Genomic DNA, 16,345 nt, shown 5'->3' with positions numbered 1-16,345 from the left:
CGCCACGGAAGCGACGGCCGACGGCACCGAAGCGGCGGCCGACGGCATTGCGGAAACGAATCTGCACGACCGGCGCGGCCACCCTGCCCGACCGCAGGGACCGGCGCACGGCCCGACACGCGCGCGTGTCACCCCCGGCGGTCTCCTCAAGGGCCTGCTGAGGACCACCCGCCCCAAGCAGTGGGTCAAGAACAGCCTCGTGATCGCCGCCCCGGCCGCCGCCGGCCGGCTCTTCTCCGCGCACGCGCTGCTCACCCTCACCGTCACCTTCGTCCTCTTCACGGCCTGCGCCGCCGCCGTCTACCTGATCAACGACGCCCGTGACGCCGACGCCGACCGCGCCCACCCCACCAAGTGCCGCCGCCCCGTCGCCGCGGGGCAGGTCCCCGTCCCCGTCGCCTACGCGGCAGGAGGCGTCCTGGCCGTCCTCGGACCGCTGCTCGCCACCCGGCTGACCCCGCCCCTCGTCCCGGCCCTCCTGGTCGCCTATCTGGGCATGCAACTGGCGTACTGCGTCGCCCTGAAGCACGTCCTGGTGGTCGACCTCGTCGTCGTCACGACCGGCTTCCTGATGCGGGCGGTGATCGGCGGGGTCGCGCTCGGTATCCCGCTGTCCCGCTGGTTCCTGATCACCACCGGCTTCGGCGCGCTCTTCATGGTGTCGGCCAAGCGCTACTCCGAGGCCGTGGAGCTGGCCGGAAAAGCGGGCGCCACGCGCGCGTTGCTCACCGAGTACACCACCGGCTACCTGCGCTTCGTCTGGCAGCTCGCGGCCGGGGTCGCTGTCCTCGCCTACTGTCTGTGGGCACTGGAGGGCCACCGCACCCCCGCCGCCGGCCTGCTGCCGTGGCGTCAGCTGTCCATGGTCGCCTTCATCCTGGCGATCCTGCGCTACGCCGTCTTCGCCGACCGGGGCACCGCCGGCGAACCCGAGGACGTCGTCCTGCGCGACCGCGCCCTCGCCCTGATCGGCCTGGCCTGGCTCGCGATGTACGGGCTCGCGGTGGCCCACTGGTGAGCGCGCACCCGCGCGAGCTGATCGGCTTCGCCACCGTCGGCCTGCTCGCGTACACCGCCGACCTCACCCTCTTCAGCTGCCTGCGCGGCCCGGCCGCCCTCGACCCGCTCACCGCCAAGTCCCTGTCCTTCCTGGCGGGCTGCACGGTCGCCTACCTCGGCAACGCGCGCGGTACCTACCGCCACGCGCGCGTGCCCGGGGCGCGCCCCTACGCCGTCTTCGTCGCCGTGAACCTCGCCGGTGCCCTGGTCCAGCTGCTCTGCCTCGCCGTCAGCCACTACGGCCTCGGCCTCACCTCACAGCGCGCCGACACGGTCTCCGGCGCGGTCATCGGCATGGCGCTCGCCACAGTTCTGCGCTTCTGGGGTACCCGCACATTGGTATTCCGCGCAGGGGGCAGAGTCGGATCATGGACTGGTTGAGAAAACTCCCCGTCGTCGGCCCGCTCGTCGGCTGGCTGATGGGCACGCACGCATGGCGGTCGTACGAGCGGCTCGACCGGGTGAAGTGGAGCCGGCTGGCCGCCGCCATGACCTTCATCAGCTTCGTCTCGCTCTTCCCGCTGCTGACCGTGGCCGCCGCCGTCGCCGCCGGCACGCTGAGCGAGTCACAGCAGCATAGCCTGCAGAACAAGATCGCCGACCAGTTCCCGGGGATCTCCGACCAGTTGGACATCAACTCCCTGGTGCAGAACGCCGGCACCGTCGGTCTCATCGCCGGTGCCGTCCTGCTGTTCACCGGCATCGGCTGGGTCGGCCAGATGCGGGACTGTCTGCGCACGGTGTGGGAGCTGCCGGACAAGGACAAGAACCCGATCGTCGCCAAGGCCAAGGACGCCGGCATCCTGATCGGCCTCGGCGGCGCGCTGCTGGTCACCCTCGTCGTGTCCACGATCGCCTCGGCGACCGTCGGCTGGACGGCGGGACAGCTCGGCATCGACAGGCACAGCTGGGGCAGCCTGCTGCTGCGCGTCATCGCCTTCGTCGTCGCGGTGGTCGCCGACTTCCTGGTCCTGCTCTACGCCCTCACCCTGCTGCCCGGGGTCGAACCGCCACGCCGCCGACTGCTGGTCGCCGCCCTGATCGGCGCGGTCGGCTTCGAACTCCTCAAGCTGCTGCTCAGCGGCTATATCCAGGGCATCGCAACGAAGAGCATGTACGGCGCGTTCGGCGTCCCGGTGGCCCTGCTGCTGTGGATCAACTTCACCTCGAAACTCGTCCTGTTCTGCGCCGCCTGGACGGCGACCGAGAGCAGCACCGAGATCACGGACGAGTCCGCCGCCGCACCAGATCCGGCAGTGGCCAACGGCGGTTGACCAGGAACGCCGCGCCCACCAGCAGCACCAGCGCCCCGCCCGCGATCGCCAGCGCGACCCCGACCCCGCTGGAGCCGTCGGCGGACGACGCGGCCACCGTCCTCGACCCGGCACCCTTCCCGGACCCGGACCCGGACGCCGACGCGGCCGTCCCCGGCTGGGCACTGGAGTCCACCGCCCCCTTCGGCGGGACCAGCACACCCACCGGAGTCACCTTGCCGACCGCCTGGAAACCCCAGTCGAACAGCTTGGCGGTCTCCTTGTAGACCTCGTTGTGCTCCTTCTTCTCCGGGTTCATCACGGTGACCAGCAGCACCTTGCCGCCCCGCTCCGCGACCCCGGTGAAGGTGGCGCCCGCGTTGGTGGTGTTGCCGTTCTTCACACCCGCGATGCCCTGGTAGACCGGCACGTCGGTGTCGCCGCTCAGCAGCCGGTTGGTGTTCTGGATCTCGAAGGACTTACGGACCGACTTGCCCTTGGCGTTCTTCGTCGTCTCGCCCGGGAACGCGGCCCGCACGGTCGAGCAGTACTCCCGGAAGTCCTTCTTCTGCAGCCCGGAACGGGCGAACAGCGACAGGTCGTACGCCGACGAAACCTGCCCGGCCGCGTCGTACCCGTCCGGACTCACCACATGCGTGTCCAGCGCCTGGAGGTCGTCCGCGTGGGACTGCATGTCCCGGACGGTCTGGTCGACACCGCCGTTCATCGCGGACAGCACATGCACGGCGTCGTTGCCGGAGCGAAGGAAGACGCCGAGCCAGAGGTCGTGGACCGTGTAGGTCTGGCCCTCCTTTATCCCCACCAGGCTGGAGCCTGCGCCCATGCCCGCGAGGTCGGTCGGCAGCACCTTGTGCGGGGTCGACTTCGGGAACCGCGGCAGCACGGTGTCCGCGAACAGCATTTTCAAGGTGCTCGCCGGGGGCAGCCGCCAGTGCGCGTTGTGCGCGGCGAGCACCTCTCCCGACTCGGCGTCGGAGACGATCCAGGAACGCGCCGTGATGTCCTTCGGCAGCACCGGCACCCCGGCGGCCAGATCGACCTGGGTGCCGGGCTGCCCCAGCCGGGCGCCGCCGACCGTCGACATGTGCGCCGGGGGAGTGGCCGACGGACTGGCCGAGGGGGTGGGCGCGGCGAGCGCGGGCGGCGCGGTGAGCGACAGGGACAGCAAGGCGGCGGAGGCGACCAGCAGAGATCGGCCGGCACGGGGCTTCGGTGCGAACACGGACGAGAACGTACCTGGCACGGAGGGCGAAGTCCCGTCACCGACCCCACCCCGGACACGGAACCGGACAGCCGACGGCGATACTGAACCCATGAAGCTCAGTCGCCCGGTGTCCTGGTTCCTGCTCGCGTTCGGAGTGTGGTCTTGGTTCATCTGGATCACTTTCATCAAGAATCTGGTCAAGGACGGCAGCGGGCTTGCCTTCGACAACGGCCACCCCACGGCGTACTTCTGGATCCACCTGACGCTGGCCGTCGTTTCCTTCGTACTGGGGACGGTCATCGGGGTCATCGGGTTGCGTGGAGTACGCGCACTGCGCCGAACGTCATAGGGGCAGGCGCGTCGTCGAAGCAGGCCTGAACGCCGGGTGTCTGTGGAGGAGCTGTGAAATCCGGCGGAAACAAGCACTCGGTAAGTTCTTCCTCATCTAGTCAGATCACACTTCCCCCACAAGAAACACCTGTGGTTAGGTGAGCCGCGTCACTTAGGGGAGTGGCACTGGTGGAGGGCCTGGGCAGGGCCTGGAACGGATCCGTGAGGGTCCTGGGGAGGGCACCAACCATGCGATCTGTTCGCATGCGGATTCTCGTGACGCTTCTCGTACTGGCGATCGCGGGGATCGGCGGCTGGCAGCTGCTGCCGTCGCAGGAGAACAAGAACAAGACGATCACGGTCGGTACGACCGACGCCGTCACCTCGCTGGACCCGGCAGGCGCCTACGACGCCGGTTCCTGGGCGTTGTTCAACAACGTCTTCCAGTCGCTGCTCACCTTCGAGCCCGGCGGTGTCGAGCCGGTCCCGGACGCGGCCGAGAGCTGTAAGTTCACGGACACCGGTCTGCAGACGTACCGCTGCGTCCTCCGGGACGGGATCACCTTCCCGAGCGGCCGGGCGATGACCGCCGAGGACGTGAAGTACTCCTTCGACCGGGTCAAGAAGATCAACTCCGACGTCGGTCCGGCCTCGCTGCTCTCGACGCTCTCCTCGGTCACCGCCTCCGGCAGGACCGTCACCTTCCACCTGTCGTCCGCGGACGCGACGTTCCCGTTCAAGGTGGCCACCGGCGCCGGTGCGATCGTCGACAAGGACAAGTACCCGGCGAACAGCCTGCGCACCGACAACTCGGTGGACGGCACCGGCCCGTACCGCCTGGCGTCGTACACGAAGGGCAAGCAGGCGTCCCTGCAGCCCAACGACCACTACAAGGGCGACATCAGCGGCACCGGCCGGCCCGTCGAGCTGGACTACTACCCCGACTCGGCGAAGCTCAGCAGCGCGTACAAGACGAAGCAGGTCGACGTCGCCACCCGCACGCTGCCGCCGGCCATGGTGTCCAAGCTCTCGCCGAGCGACCCCAACCAGCGGGTGACGGAGGCCGACAGCGCCGAGACCCGCAACCTCTACTTCAACACCCGTAAGAACTCGGCCCTGCACGACGTTCTCGTCCGCCGTGCGCTGGCCTGGCTTGTCAACCGCGAGGAGCTGGCCGCCACCGTGTACGACGGGACGGTGGAGCCTCTGTACTCGCTGATCCCGGCCGGCCTCACCGGCCACACCACGTCCTTCTTCGACCAGTACCCCACGCCGAGCGTCGCCAAGGCGAAGGCACTGCTGGAGCAGGCCGGCGTCTCCACCCCGGTCGAGTTCTCCTTCGGCTACGGCATCGGCCACGGCGCGGGCGCCGAGGAGGCCGCGGCGCTGAAGAAGCAGCTGGAGGCGGGCGGCCTGTTCAAGGCCGACGTCAAGGGATACGAGTGGACCGACTTCCAGAAGTCCTGGGCCACGGGCAAGATGGACGCCTGGGCGGTCGGCTGGGTCGCCGACTATCCCGACCCGGACACCTTCGGCGCCTCCCTGGTCGGCAGCGACTCCGTGATGAGCACCGGCTACAGCAACAAGGCCGTCGACAGCCTCATCCTGCACAGTCAGCAGTACGCCGACCGAGCCCGCGTCGACCAGGACTTCCGCACCATCCAGACGGACGTGGCTAACGACGTGCCGCTGATCCCGCTCTGGCAGCGCACGGACTACGTCGTCAGCAGCGAGGACGTGGGCGGCGACCAGTACCTCACGGACAGCACGGGCGTGTTCCGGCTGTGGAGTCTGGACTGGATCTGACGGGCGGGCACCCGACGCAGCACCATGTGACGGAGGTGTGCGTGGGGTGAGGAGCAGACGTGCTGAGACGCAACTCCTTCCGGCTGCCCCGGCACCCGGCGTCCCCGGGCCTGGCCCGGCACCGGGTCCGGGACCATCTGGGCGAGTGGGGACACGGCCCGGACGAGCCGGCGGTCGGTGACGCCATGCTGCTGGTGTCCGAGCTGGCCACCAACGTCGTACGCCACGGCCCGCTGCTCGAGCGGGAGTTCGAGGTGGCGGTGACGGCACTGGCGGACGGCTCGTGCCTGATCGAGGTCTCCGACGAGGGCCGGGTGGAGCCCCGGCTCCGGATCGTCGGGGACGACGACGAGACGGGCAGGGGGCTGCACCTGGTGGAGACGATCGCGGCGGCGTGGGGGGTATGGAGCAGGGGCACACACGGAAAGACGGTGTGGGCGCTGGTTCTGGCTGATCCTTGAGAGCGCCTCCAGCCGTAGGCACCCCGCACCCGAAAATCAACCGCACCTCAACGTCACCGTCACGGCCAGCCCCTCTCCGGGCGCGGTGTTCACCGCCACCTCCCCGCCATGCGCGTCCACCACCCCCTGCACGATCGCCATCCCCAGCCCGCTCCCCTGCGCGCTCCCCACCCGGAAGAACCGGTCGAAGATCCGCGCGGCGTCCTCCTCCGCCAGCCCCGGCCCCTCGTCCGCCACACACACTCGCACCACCCCGTCCGACCGCTCCACCCCCAGCCGTACCGCCGCCTCGACCGGTGTATGGGTACGGACGTTGGCCACCAGGTTTCCCAGCACCTGCCTCAGCCCCGACTCGTCGGCCCGCACCAGCACCGCCCCCTCGGCGGTCACCGCCACCGGCCGCCCCGGCTGCTGTGCCCGCAGATCCTCCGCCGCGTCCCGCACCAGCCGGCTCACGTCCACGTTCCGGAACCGGATCTCGGGCCGCTGGTCGAGCCGCGCCAGCAGCAGCAGTTCGTCGACGAGCCGGCCCATCCGGTCCACCTCGCCGTGCATCCGGTCCCAGGCCCGCCGCCGCTCCGCGGGCTCGCGAAGCATCCCCTTGTCGTACAGCTGGAGATAGCCGCGGATGGCGGCGAGCGGCGTCCGCAGCTCGTGCGAGGCGTCGGCGACGAACCGGCGCAACTGGGCCGCGCTGCGTTCGCGGGTCCGGTACGCCGTCTCCACCTGGTGCAGCATGGAATTGAGGGCCAGCCGCAGCTGCTCGACCTCCTCCGTCGGGTGCTGGCTCGAGGGCACCCGCCGGGTCAGATCCCCCTCGGCTATCGCCGACGACGTCTCCACCATGTCCTCCAGCGGCAGCATCCGGCGTCGCACGCTGAACATGGTCAGACAGGCCAGCAGCGCGAGCAGCACCGTGCCGACGGCGAAGTCGAGCCGGAGCGCCTTCGCTATGCCCTCGTGCAGCAGCTCGGTCGAGGTGGCCAGCAGGATGTAGGGGCCGTCGGCGAGCCGGGTCGCCGTCACCCGGTACATCGCGCCGTGCACGGTGACATCGCCCGGGTCGGGGGCCGCGGCGAGGGCACGCGGGTCGTGCACGGCGGCCGCCAGGCCGCGCTGGGCTTCGGTCGGCGCCATGTCGAAGACCTCGACGGCGCTGCCCTTGGTGTCGACCACGGCGAAGATCGAGCCCGGTGCTGGGTCGGACTGCGCCGGCACGACCCGGTCGCGGATGACGCCGAGTGCGCCCAGCGAGTCGACCTGCCGCAGGGTGAGCCCCGAACTCCCCAGCGAGGTACGCATCTTGAGCAGCGAGGAGTCCACCTGGTCGAGCAGGTACAGCCGCATGCCCGTGATGCTGACCGTGGTCGCCACCACGATGCCGACGGCAAGGAGGCCCACGTTGGCCAGGGTCAGCTTGCCGCGCAGCGAGTGCATGCCGTGCCGGTGCCGGCGCTTCCCGACGTTCATGCCAGGCCGTATCCGACGCCCCGCCGGGTGGTGATCACCGGCGCGCCCAGGGTGTCCAGCTTGCGCCGCAGATAGCTGATGTAGGTCTCCACGACGGTCGACTCGGACGGCGCGTGCTCGTACTGCCAGACGTGCCTGAGCAGTTGCTCCTTGGGGACGATCCGGCCGCCGTTGCGCACCAGGAAGCGCAGCAGCGCGTACTCGGTCGGGGTCAGCTCGACCGTGCGGCCCGCGCGATGCACCGAGTACGTCGTCTCGTCCAGCTCCAGGTCGCCGTAGCGCAGCGGCGGGCGCTGCTGGATGACGTCGGCCGGGCGGGTGCGGCGCAGCACCGCGCCGATGCGGGCGACGACCTCGTCGATGTTGAACGGCTTGGTGATGTAGTCGTCGCCGTAGCCGAGCGCGCCGACTATCTCGGCGGGCGCGTCCCGCGCGGTCAGGAAGACCAGCGCCAGGTCCGGCTGCCGGGCGCGCAGTTCGCGGGCCAGGGCCCGGCCGTCGCCGTCCGGCAGCATCACGTCCAGCAGGGCCGCGTCCGGGCGGGTGCGCTCGGCCAGCGCGAGGGCGTCCCGGACCGTAGCGGCCGTCATCACCTCGAACCGGTGGTAGCGCAGGGCGATGGCGAGGACGTCCGCGATGCTCGGCTCGTCCTCCACGATCAGCACGGTGCTGCCTGGAGCCGTCATGCCCCCAGTATCGGCGCGACCACCGACAGCCGGGGGCTCACAGCTTTGGAGTTCCTTGAGAGTCGTGCGCGCCGCGTGTCCGGCGGGCGTCCCGCCACCAATCCTGTTGCCCAGGACCTGGGGGACCAACCGACCGAACTGACTTCGATCAAGGAGCTGTTGAGCGTGACGGCATTGGCACGGTGGTGCTATCGGCACCGGCTGGTGGTCCTGTTGCTGTGGGTGGGGGCGCTGTTCGGCGTGGGCTTCTCGGCCTCGACGGCGGGCACGAACTACGCGAACGTCTTCTCCCTCCCCGACACGGACTCCAAGAGCGCGTACGACCTGATGCAGAAGGCCTTCCCGAACACCTCGGGCGACACGGACACCGTGGTCTGGAAGGTCACCGACGGCTCGGTCAAGGACCAGGCGGTCCGCAGCCGCATCCAGCCGGCCCTCGACACGATCGCGAAGCTGAAGGGCGTCGGCGCGGTCACCAGCCCCTACGCCGGCACCGGGGGCGCCGCGCAGATCAGCCAGGACGGCAGGATCGCGTACGCCCAGCTCACCTTCGTCCAGCGGGCGAACGAGATCCCCAAGGACGTCGTCCAGAAGGTCGTCGACACCGCCCAGAACGCCGAACGCGGCGGACTCCAGGTCGAGTTGGGCGGGCAGGCCATCCAGCGCGTCCAGGAGCCGCCCCAGGGCCTCTCCGAGATGGTCGGCATCATCGCGGCGGCCGTCGTCCTCTTCCTGGCCTTCGGTTCGTTCTTCGCGATGACCCTTCCGATCGCCATCGCGGTCTTCGGGGTGGGCATGGGCCTGTTCTCCACCCAGCTCCTCAGCCACACCACGAACATCCCCGACATCGCCCCGCTGCTCGCCTCCCTGATCGGCCTCGGCGTCGGCATCGACTACGCCCTGTTCATCGTCACCCGGCACCGCAAGGGCATCCTGCGCGGCATGGACCCCGAGGAGTCCGCGGTCACCGCCCTCAACACCTCGGGCCGGGCGGTGCTGTTCGCGGGCGGCACGGTCTGTATCGCGCTGGCCGGCATGCTGGTCACCAGGCTCCGCTTCCTGGACGGCGTGGTCATCGGCACGTCCCTGACGGTGGTGCTCAGCGTCCTGGCCGCCACGACCCTCCTGCCCGCCCTGCTCGGCATCCTCGGCCCCCGCGTCCTCAGCCGCCGCCAGCGCCGCAGGCTGGCCGCCGAGGGCCCGGAACCGGAGAAGGCGAGCGGCCTGGCCGCCCGCTGGTCGGTGAACGTCGAGAAGCGCCCGAGGCGTATCGCCGCGCTCGCCGTGGTCGTCATGGCGATCCTCGCCATCCCGGTCCTCTCCCTCCGTCTCGGCGCCACCGACCAGGGCAACGACGACGCGTCCACGACCACCAGGAAGGCCTACGACCTGCTCGCCGAGGGCTTCGGCCCCGGCTTCAACGGTCCGCTCCAGGTGGTCAGCGCGGGCGGCGACACGGCGCAGCTGGTCCAGGGCATCAAGGCGACCTCCGGAGTCGCCCAGGTCGCCGCGCTCCCGCCCGCGCAGGGCGTGACCGTCATCCAGGTGGTCCCGACGACGTCCCCCCAGTCCAAGGAGACGGATGACCTGATCGACACGCTCAGGGACCAGGTGATCCCGAAGGCCGGGGCTCAGGCCCATGTGGGCGGCGTGACGGCGGTCTCCAAGGACTTCGCCACGGTCACGGGCGACCGTCTGCCGTTGTTCATCGCCACGATCATCGGCCTGGGCTTCCTGCTCCTCCTGATCGCCTTCCGCTCCCTGGTGGTCCCGCTGACGGCGGCGGTGATGAACCTGATCGCGGCGGCGGCCTCCTTCGGCGTCCTGGTCGCGGTCTTCCAGTGGGGCTGGGGCCTGGACCTGCTGGGCCTCGGCAAGGAGGGCCCGATCAACGCGTTCCTCCCGGTCATCATGCTGTCCCTCCTCTTCGGCCTCTCGATGGACTACCAGGTGTTCCTGGTGAGCCGGATGCACGAGGAGTGGGTGCACACGAGGGACAACGCGCGGGCGGTCCGGGTCGGCCTGGCCGAGACCAGCCGGGTCATCAACAGCGCCGCCCTGATCATGGTCTGTGTCTTCCTGGCCTTCGTCCTGAGCGGCGACTCGGGCGCGGCGATGGCGGGCGTGGGCCTGGCGGCGGCGGTGGCGCTCGACGCGTTCATTCTCCGTACGGCGCTGGTGCCGGCCGCGATGCATCTGCTCGGCACGTCCAACTGGTGGCTGCCGGACTGGCTGGAGAAGCGGCTGCCGCACCTGGCGGTGGAGCCGTCGGAGGAGGCCGCCCCGGAGCCCGCCGAGCCGACCGGCCCGGCCACGGCGATCCACGGCTTCGTGCGTACGGCGGACGGCGACCCGGTGGAGGAGGCGTCGGTGACCCTGATGTCCAAGGGCGGGCGCCAGCTGGACCGCGTGACGTCCCTGGCGGACGGCTCCTACATCCTGTCGGTGCCGGCGCCGGGTGCGTATCTGCTGGCGGTGACGTCATCGTCGTACGGCTCGAAGGCCCGGCACGTAACGGTGACGGAGGGGCCGCTGGTGTACGACGTGGAACTGGCGGAGGGGGAGGTGGACGCGGTCAACTGACTCAGGCCAACCCGGCCTTGAGGAGGCGCTCGACATCCAGCACGACCTTGCCGCCCACGGAATCGGGGAGCGTGACCAGCTCCCCGGGAATGTGGATCCCGTGGGTGGCATATCGGCCGCCCGTCGGTTCGGTCAGCACATGGATGCGCTGGTGCTTCCGGTCGACGATGACGTAGATGGGAATCCCGGCCTTCGCGTAGTAGGTGACCTTGGTCTGCAGGTCTGTCTTCCAATTACTGGACGTGACCTCCATGACCAGACGGAAGCAGGTCGGGTCGTAGCAGCTGTTCTCCACCAGGTGGTCTCGGTAGTCGTCGTCGACCACCGAGAGGTCGGGGATTGCATAGTCCTCGGGACCGCTGGGCAGCCAAAGGCCAATGCCCGGGAGCGCTCGCACCAGGCCCAGATTCATGAATGGGGCTGCGAACAGCATCAACGCTTCGGAGTGAGGGCCATCCGGCGCTGGGCTCACGAGGATCTGGTCTCCGATGATCTCGACGCGAAGGCCCGGAATGCTCTCCATGATGTGGTTCGCTTCGGCGATCTGCGACCACTCCTCGTGCGGCCGCTCGACAGCTGCTGCGGCCATCAGACGCCTCCCATGGCTGGTGTCGAGGAAATCATCGTAGGCAGCCGAGCCCCCCACTGTCCCCTTCGAACCGCTTCACCCGAAAGTGATCACTCGCCCCGGCGCCCCTTGACCGCCGGATCCGGCAGTACCCCCGTCATCCCCGGCAGGAAGTCCGTGAACAGTTCGTGCACCTCCAGCACCAGCGGCCGTAGCACCCGGAACCGTGCGAGCGAGACGCCTCGCGCGGTCAGCCGGGCCCCGCGCTCGGCGAGCCGGTAACTGCGCTCGCGCCCCTCGGTCCGGTCGAAGATCCAGTACAGGACGAGGCCCATCTGCGAGAGCCACATCAACTCGGGCAGGACGTCCCGGAGTTCGGCCGCCACCTTGGTCTTCGCCCCGGCCAGCACCTCCCGGTGCACGCTGATCGCCTCCACGCGCGCGTGCTCGCTCTCCGGGGAGAAGGGGCTGAGCGGGCTGTCGGGGTCGGCGGCGTTCTTGAAGAAGTGGACCGCGAACTCGTGGTACGGCCGGGCGATGTCCAGCCACACCTTGAGGACGCCCGCGAGCCGTGCCTCCAGGTCGGTCTCCCGGTCCAGGACCTCGCGGACCGCCACCCGGTGCTCGGCGGCGAGCTGGTCGTAGAAGCCCTGGATCAGGTGTTCCTTGCCGGCGAAGTAGTAGTACGCGTTGCCGACGGAGACCCCGGCCTCCGTGGCGATGGCTCGCATGGTCGTCTTCTCGTAGCCGCGCTCCCGGAACAGCCGCATCGCCGTCTCCAGGATCAGCGCGCGGGTCTGCTCGGACTTGCTCGGCGTATCGGCCTCGACGGGACCGTCGTTCTTCGCGGACACGGACAGAGCCTAACGAGTGGCGCAGACGTCGCCGGCACAGCCCGGAGGGTCGTAGATCCACCCGAGTCCGGGGTCGTACACCCAGCCGTCCTGACGCCGGTAGACCTTCCCGCCCCACTGCGCGCCCCGCCACCGGGCGGCGGCGAGCACGGCGCCCCGGGCCAGCCGGGCCCCGGCCGGTGTGCTCAGCCTGTGAGCGAGCGGTCGCTGCTCCCGCAGCGCCCACAGGACGACGATCCAGGCCGCGGTGTCCCGGTAGACCTGCCCGGAGTCGCCGACGACGGTGACCTCGTCGAGGGTGGCGGAGTGGTCGAGTTCCGGGAAGCGGGCGCGGGCCTCGTCCGACGCCGCCGGGACCAGGGTGAGCGGCACCAGCTGCGGCTGCCGTACGAGCCAGTCCCGCAGATGGGTGCAGAGGGTGCACTCGGCGTCGTAGAGCACGGTGAGCCCGCGGACCGGGACGCGCGTGGCGCCCCGGTCGTCGGTGGCCGGCACGGTGCTCACGCCCCGGCCGCCGGCGCGGTCCAGCCCTGCGGCGGGACGGGCGGGAGCTGCTCCTTCTCCATGACCCCGCGCCGCCGTATCCGGTTGAGGACGTACACGTTGCCGAGGTGCATCACGCCGAGCACCAGCAGGACGACGCCGAGCTTGGCCGACAGGGCCTCGAAGATCTCCCGGGTGTCGTCGACGGTGTCGCTGGTGTGCAGGTACAGCGCGACGAAGCCGAGGTTGACGAGGTAGAAGCCGACCACCAGAAGGTGGTTGACGGCGTCGGCGAGCTGGTCGTTCCCGTGCAGTACGTCGGAGAGGAAGATCCGCCCGTTGCGGCTGAGCGTGCGGGCCACCCAGATGGTGAGTCCGATGCTGACGAGCAGGTAGATGACGTAGGCGATGACCGTGCGGTCCATGCCCCACCCCTTCTTGAACGCGTTCAAAACGCTGACAGGGATGACTGTAGACCTGCCTTTGAACATGTTCAACTCGGTTGCGGAGTGGCCCGGTTCACGCCCGCCGCGCCAACTCCGGCCGCTTGCTGTAGTCGGTGAACCCGAGGACGTTCCCCCAGGGGTCGGCGATCTCGACGGTCCACCCGGTGGCGACGGAGAAAGGCGCGTCGAGCACGGCGATCCCGGCCTCCGCCAGTCGCCGCGCCGCCACCCGAGCGTCCGGCACCTCGAGCCACAGCCGCGGCGCGGCCCACACCGGCGTCCGCTGCCCCAGCCCCGCCTCGGCCCGCAGCAGAATCCCGGGTGTCTCACCGCCGACCTTCAGCAGGGCGATCCCGCCCTCGTCGAACCGGAACCCGACCGTGAACCCGGCCCTTTCGTAGAAGCCGACGGCATCCGCGAGGTCTCCGACGGGGAGCAGCACGTTGTCGAACCCGAGCAGTTCGTACGACTCGTCATCTGACATACCGTCAGGTTAGATCCGTGCACCCGCACCGGCGGCCGACACGCGGAAGGGCCCCGCTCCTTCCCGGGAGCGGGGCCCTTCCACGTCGCGGCGGAGCCGGGATCAGAAGCGGCGCGTGATCAGCGCTCGCTTCACCTCCTGGATCGCCTTGGTGACCTCGATGCCGCGCGGGCAGGCGTCCGTGCAGTTGAAGGTCGTACGGCAGCGCCAGACGCCGTCACGGTCGTTCAGGATCTCCAGGCGCTGCTCGCCGGCCTCGTCACGCGAGTCGAAGATGAAGCGGTGCGCGTTGACGATGGCCGCCGGGCCGAAGTACTGGCCGTCGTTCCAGAAGACCGGGCAGGACGACGTGCACGCGGCGCACAGGATGCACTTCGTGGTGTCGTCGAAGCGCTCGCGGTCCTCGGCCGACTGCAGACGCTCACGCGTCGGCTCGTTGGTGTCGTTCGTGATGAGGAACGGCATCACGTCCCGGTACGCCTGGAAGAACGGCTCCATGTCGACGACCAGGTCCTTCAGGACCGTCAGGCCCTTTATGGGCTCGACCGTGATCGGCTTCTCGGGGTTGATGTCCTTGATCAGCGTCTTGCAGGCAAGGCGGTTCTTGCCGTTGATCCGCATCGCGTCCGAGCCGCAGATGCCGTGCGCGCAGGAGCGGCGGAAGGTCAGCGTGCCGTCGACGTCCCACTTGATCTTGTGGAGGCCGTCGAGGACGCGCTCCTTCGGGTCGATCTCCAGCTGGAAGTCTTCCCAGACGGCGTCCGCCGAGACCTCCGGGTTGAAGCGGCGGATCCGGAAGGTGACCGTGATGTACGGGGAGTCGGCGAAGCCGGGCTCGGGCTGGCCGGCCGCGTCCGACTTGTCCAGAACAGGGGTTGCCATCAGTACTTACGCTCCATCGGCTGGTAGCGGGTCTGGACGACCGGCTTGTAATCGAGACGGATGGACTCGGTGCCGTCGTCGCCCACCTCGCGGTACGCCATGGTGTGGCGCATGAAGTTGACGTCGTCGCGGTTGGGGTAGTCCTCGCGGTAGTGACCGCCGCGCGACTCCTTGCGGGCCAGGGCGGAGACCGCCATGACCTCGGCCAGGTCCAGCAGGTTGCCGAGCTCGATGGCCTCCAGCAGGTCGGTGTTGAACCGCTTGCCCTTGTCCTGGATCGAGACGTTCAGGTAGCGCTCGCGGAGTTCCGCGATCTTCTCCACGGCCGTCTTGATCGTCTGCTCGGTGCGGAACACCATGACGTTGGCGTCCATGGTCTCCTGCAGCTCCCTGCGGAGCGTGGCGACCCGCTCGTTGCCCGTCGAGGTGCGCAGCTGCTCGATCTGCGAGACGACGAACTCGGCCGGGTTCTCCGGCAGCTCCACGAAGTCCACCGTGTGGCTGTACTCCGCGGCCGCGATGCCCGCCCGACGGCCGAACACGTTGATGTCCAGCAGGGAGTTCGTGCCCAGGCGGTTGGCGCCGTGCACCGACACACAGGCGACCTCGCCGGCCGCGTACAGGCCCGGGACGACCGTGGTGTTGTCGATCAGGACCTCACCCTCGACGTTCGTCGGGATGCCGCCCATCGCGTAGTGCGCGGTGGGCTGGATCGGGATCGGGTCCGTGTACGGCTCGATACCGAGGTAGGTCCGCGCGAACTCGGTGATGTCCGGGAGCTTGGCGTCCAGCTGCTCCGGCGGGAGGTGGGTGAGGTCGAGGTAGACGTGGTCGCCCTCGGGACCGCAGCCGCGGCCCTCACGGATCTCCGTGTAGATGGACCGGGAGACGACGTCACGGGACGCCAGGTCCTTCATGACCGGCGCGTACTTCTCCATGAAGCGCTCGCCGTCCTTGTTGCGGAGGATGCCGCCCTCACCACGGGCGCCCTCCGTCAGCAGGATGCCCATCCGCCAGATGCCGGTCGGGTGGAACTGGAAGAACTCCATGTCCTCCAGCGGCAGACCCCGGCGGTACACGGCGGCCTGGCCGTCGCCCGTCAGAGTGTGCGCGTTGGAGGTCACCTTGAAGAACTTGCCGCAGCCGCCGGAGGCGTAGATGACGGCCTTCGCCTGGAAGACGTGGATCTCGCCGGTGGCCAGCTCGTAGGCGACGACACCCGCCGACTTCTTGACGCCGTCGACCTCGGTGATCAGCTGGTCCAGGACGTAGAACTCGTTGAAGAACTCCACGCCCTCCTTGACGCAGTTCTGGTACAGCGTCTGGAGGATCATGTGGCCGGTGCGGTCGGCCGCGTAGCAGGACCGGCGGACCGGCGCCTCGCCGTGGTTGCGGCTGTGACCGCCGAAGCGGCGCTGGTCGATCGTGCCGTTGGGCGTCCGGTTGAACGGCAGGCCCATCTTCTCCAGGTCGAGGACGGCGTCGATGGCCTCCTTCGCCAGGATCTCGGCGGCGTCCTGGTCGACCAGGTAGTCACCGCCCTTGACCGTGTCGAAGGTGTGCCACTCCCAGTTGTCCTCCTCCACGTTGGCCAGCGCGGCGGCCATACCGCCCTGCGCGGCGCCCGTGTGGGAGCGGGTGGGGTAGAGCTTGGTCAGGACCGCGGTGCGGCTGCGCTTCGTCGACTCGATGGCCGCGCGCATGCCCGCGCCGCCGGCGCCGACGATGACGGTGTCGTACTTGTGGATCTTCATG

Annotated in this window: 17 protein-coding genes; 7 read left to right on the top strand and 10 right to left on the bottom strand. The window is 69.5% G+C overall.

Annotation, left to right across the window (positions count from 1 at the left end; translation table 11 throughout):
- Nucleotides 1-46: 46 nt before the first annotated feature.
- From ACZ7OO_RS02570 to ACZ7OO_RS02560, 3 genes are read left to right on the top strand one after another with little or no spacing between them, the layout of a single operon-like run.
- A complete protein-coding gene (locus tag ACZ7OO_RS02570; protein ID WP_471501241.1) occupies nt 47-1,018 on the top strand; it encodes a decaprenyl-phosphate phosphoribosyltransferase in 972 nt (323 codons plus the stop codon).
- Nucleotides 1,015-1,440 (top strand): GtrA family protein, encoded by a 426-nt coding sequence (locus ACZ7OO_RS02565; RefSeq protein ID WP_471500729.1) that lies wholly within the window; start codon nt 1,015-1,017, stop codon nt 1,438-1,440. Before ACZ7OO_RS02570 ends, ACZ7OO_RS02565 begins: the two co-directional genes overlap by 4 nt.
- Nucleotides 1,428-2,333: a YihY/virulence factor BrkB family protein gene (locus ACZ7OO_RS02560; RefSeq protein WP_471500727.1), complete on the top strand. Its 906-nt coding sequence runs from the start codon at nt 1,428-1,430 to the stop codon at nt 2,331-2,333. The genes ACZ7OO_RS02565 and ACZ7OO_RS02560 overlap by 13 nt, the downstream gene beginning before the upstream one ends.
- Here the strand turns inward: ACZ7OO_RS02560 and ACZ7OO_RS02555 are convergent.
- Nucleotides 2,281-3,555 (bottom strand): D-alanyl-D-alanine carboxypeptidase family protein, encoded by a 1,275-nt coding sequence (locus ACZ7OO_RS02555; protein WP_471500725.1) that lies wholly within the window; start codon nt 3,553-3,555, stop codon nt 2,281-2,283. The genes ACZ7OO_RS02560 and ACZ7OO_RS02555 overlap by 53 nt on opposite strands.
- Before the next feature lie 91 nt (nt 3,556-3,646).
- Here ACZ7OO_RS02555 and ACZ7OO_RS02550 point away from each other — a divergent pair, with 91 nt between their 5' ends.
- The 3 genes from ACZ7OO_RS02550 (at nt 3,647) to ACZ7OO_RS02540 (ending at nt 6,134) form a co-directional block, all read left to right on the top strand.
- Nucleotides 3,647-3,886 carry an SCO4848 family membrane protein gene (locus ACZ7OO_RS02550; RefSeq protein WP_471500723.1) on the top strand — a complete coding sequence of 80 codons (240 nt, stop codon included), beginning with the start codon at nt 3,647-3,649 and terminating at the stop codon, nt 3,884-3,886.
- 230 nt (nt 3,887-4,116) lie between these two features.
- Nucleotides 4,117-5,673: an ABC transporter substrate-binding protein gene (locus tag ACZ7OO_RS02545; protein WP_471500721.1), complete on the top strand. Its 1,557-nt coding sequence runs from the start codon at nt 4,117-4,119 to the stop codon at nt 5,671-5,673.
- 59 nt (nt 5,674-5,732) lie between these two features.
- Nucleotides 5,733-6,134, top strand: a complete 402-nt coding sequence (locus ACZ7OO_RS02540; protein ID WP_471500719.1) for an ATP-binding protein — start codon at nt 5,733-5,735, stop codon at nt 6,132-6,134.
- Between the two features lie 36 nt (nt 6,135-6,170).
- On the opposite strand, the gene ACZ7OO_RS02535 is transcribed toward ACZ7OO_RS02540, so the two are convergent.
- Both ACZ7OO_RS02535 and ACZ7OO_RS02530 read right to left on the bottom strand, forming a co-directional pair.
- Complete coding sequence (locus tag ACZ7OO_RS02535; protein WP_471500717.1) at nt 6,171-7,604, bottom strand: sensor histidine kinase; 1,434 nt, start codon at nt 7,602-7,604, stop codon at nt 6,171-6,173.
- Nucleotides 7,601-8,290: a response regulator transcription factor gene (locus tag ACZ7OO_RS02530; protein ID WP_352225187.1), complete on the bottom strand. Its 690-nt coding sequence runs from the start codon at nt 8,288-8,290 to the stop codon at nt 7,601-7,603. The genes ACZ7OO_RS02535 and ACZ7OO_RS02530 overlap by 4 nt, the downstream gene beginning before the upstream one ends.
- A gap of 174 nt (nt 8,291-8,464) precedes the next feature.
- On the opposite strand from ACZ7OO_RS02530, the gene ACZ7OO_RS02525 reads away from it, so the two are divergent.
- Nucleotides 8,465-10,873: an MMPL family transporter gene (locus ACZ7OO_RS02525; protein WP_471501239.1), complete on the top strand. Its 2,409-nt coding sequence runs from the start codon at nt 8,465-8,467 to the stop codon at nt 10,871-10,873.
- 1 nt (nt 10,874) lies between these two features.
- Here ACZ7OO_RS02525 and ACZ7OO_RS02520 read toward each other — a convergent pair whose 3' ends face one another.
- From ACZ7OO_RS02520 to sdhA, 7 genes are all read right to left on the bottom strand, one after another.
- Nucleotides 10,875-11,462: a Uma2 family endonuclease gene (locus tag ACZ7OO_RS02520; protein WP_471500715.1), complete on the bottom strand. Its 588-nt coding sequence runs from the start codon at nt 11,460-11,462 to the stop codon at nt 10,875-10,877.
- A gap of 89 nt (nt 11,463-11,551) precedes the next feature.
- Complete coding sequence (locus ACZ7OO_RS02515) at nt 11,552-12,295, bottom strand: TetR/AcrR family transcriptional regulator (RefSeq protein ID WP_471500713.1); 744 nt, start codon at nt 12,293-12,295, stop codon at nt 11,552-11,554.
- A gap of 9 nt (nt 12,296-12,304) precedes the next feature.
- Nucleotides 12,305-12,799, bottom strand: coding sequence for a thiol-disulfide oxidoreductase DCC family protein (locus tag ACZ7OO_RS02510; RefSeq protein ID WP_471500711.1), 495 nt, complete (start codon nt 12,797-12,799; stop codon nt 12,305-12,307).
- The gene (locus ACZ7OO_RS02505; protein WP_352225184.1) at nt 12,796-13,203 is read right to left on the bottom strand and encodes a hypothetical protein; all 408 of its coding nucleotides are present in this window, start codon (nt 13,201-13,203) and stop codon (nt 12,796-12,798) included. Before ACZ7OO_RS02505 ends, ACZ7OO_RS02510 begins: the two co-directional genes overlap by 4 nt.
- 94 nt (nt 13,204-13,297) lie before the next feature.
- Entirely contained in the window at nt 13,298-13,708 is a 411-nt protein-coding gene (locus ACZ7OO_RS02500) for a VOC family protein (protein ID WP_471500709.1), read from the bottom strand.
- A gap of 102 nt (nt 13,709-13,810) precedes the next feature.
- Nucleotides 13,811-14,590 (bottom strand): succinate dehydrogenase iron-sulfur subunit, encoded by a 780-nt coding sequence (locus ACZ7OO_RS02495; protein WP_471500707.1) that lies wholly within the window; start codon nt 14,588-14,590, stop codon nt 13,811-13,813.
- Nucleotides 14,590-16,344, bottom strand: a complete 1,755-nt coding sequence (gene sdhA / locus ACZ7OO_RS02490; protein WP_471500705.1) for a succinate dehydrogenase flavoprotein subunit — start codon at nt 16,342-16,344, stop codon at nt 14,590-14,592. The genes ACZ7OO_RS02495 and sdhA overlap by 1 nt, the downstream gene beginning before the upstream one ends.
- Nucleotide 16,345 lies beyond the last annotated feature (1 nt).

It is taken from the genome of Streptomyces sp. NPDC111744 (genome assembly GCF_055634995.1).
The sequence above is the reverse complement of the archived record's forward strand: the minus strand, read 5'-3'. Positions and strand labels throughout refer to the sequence as shown.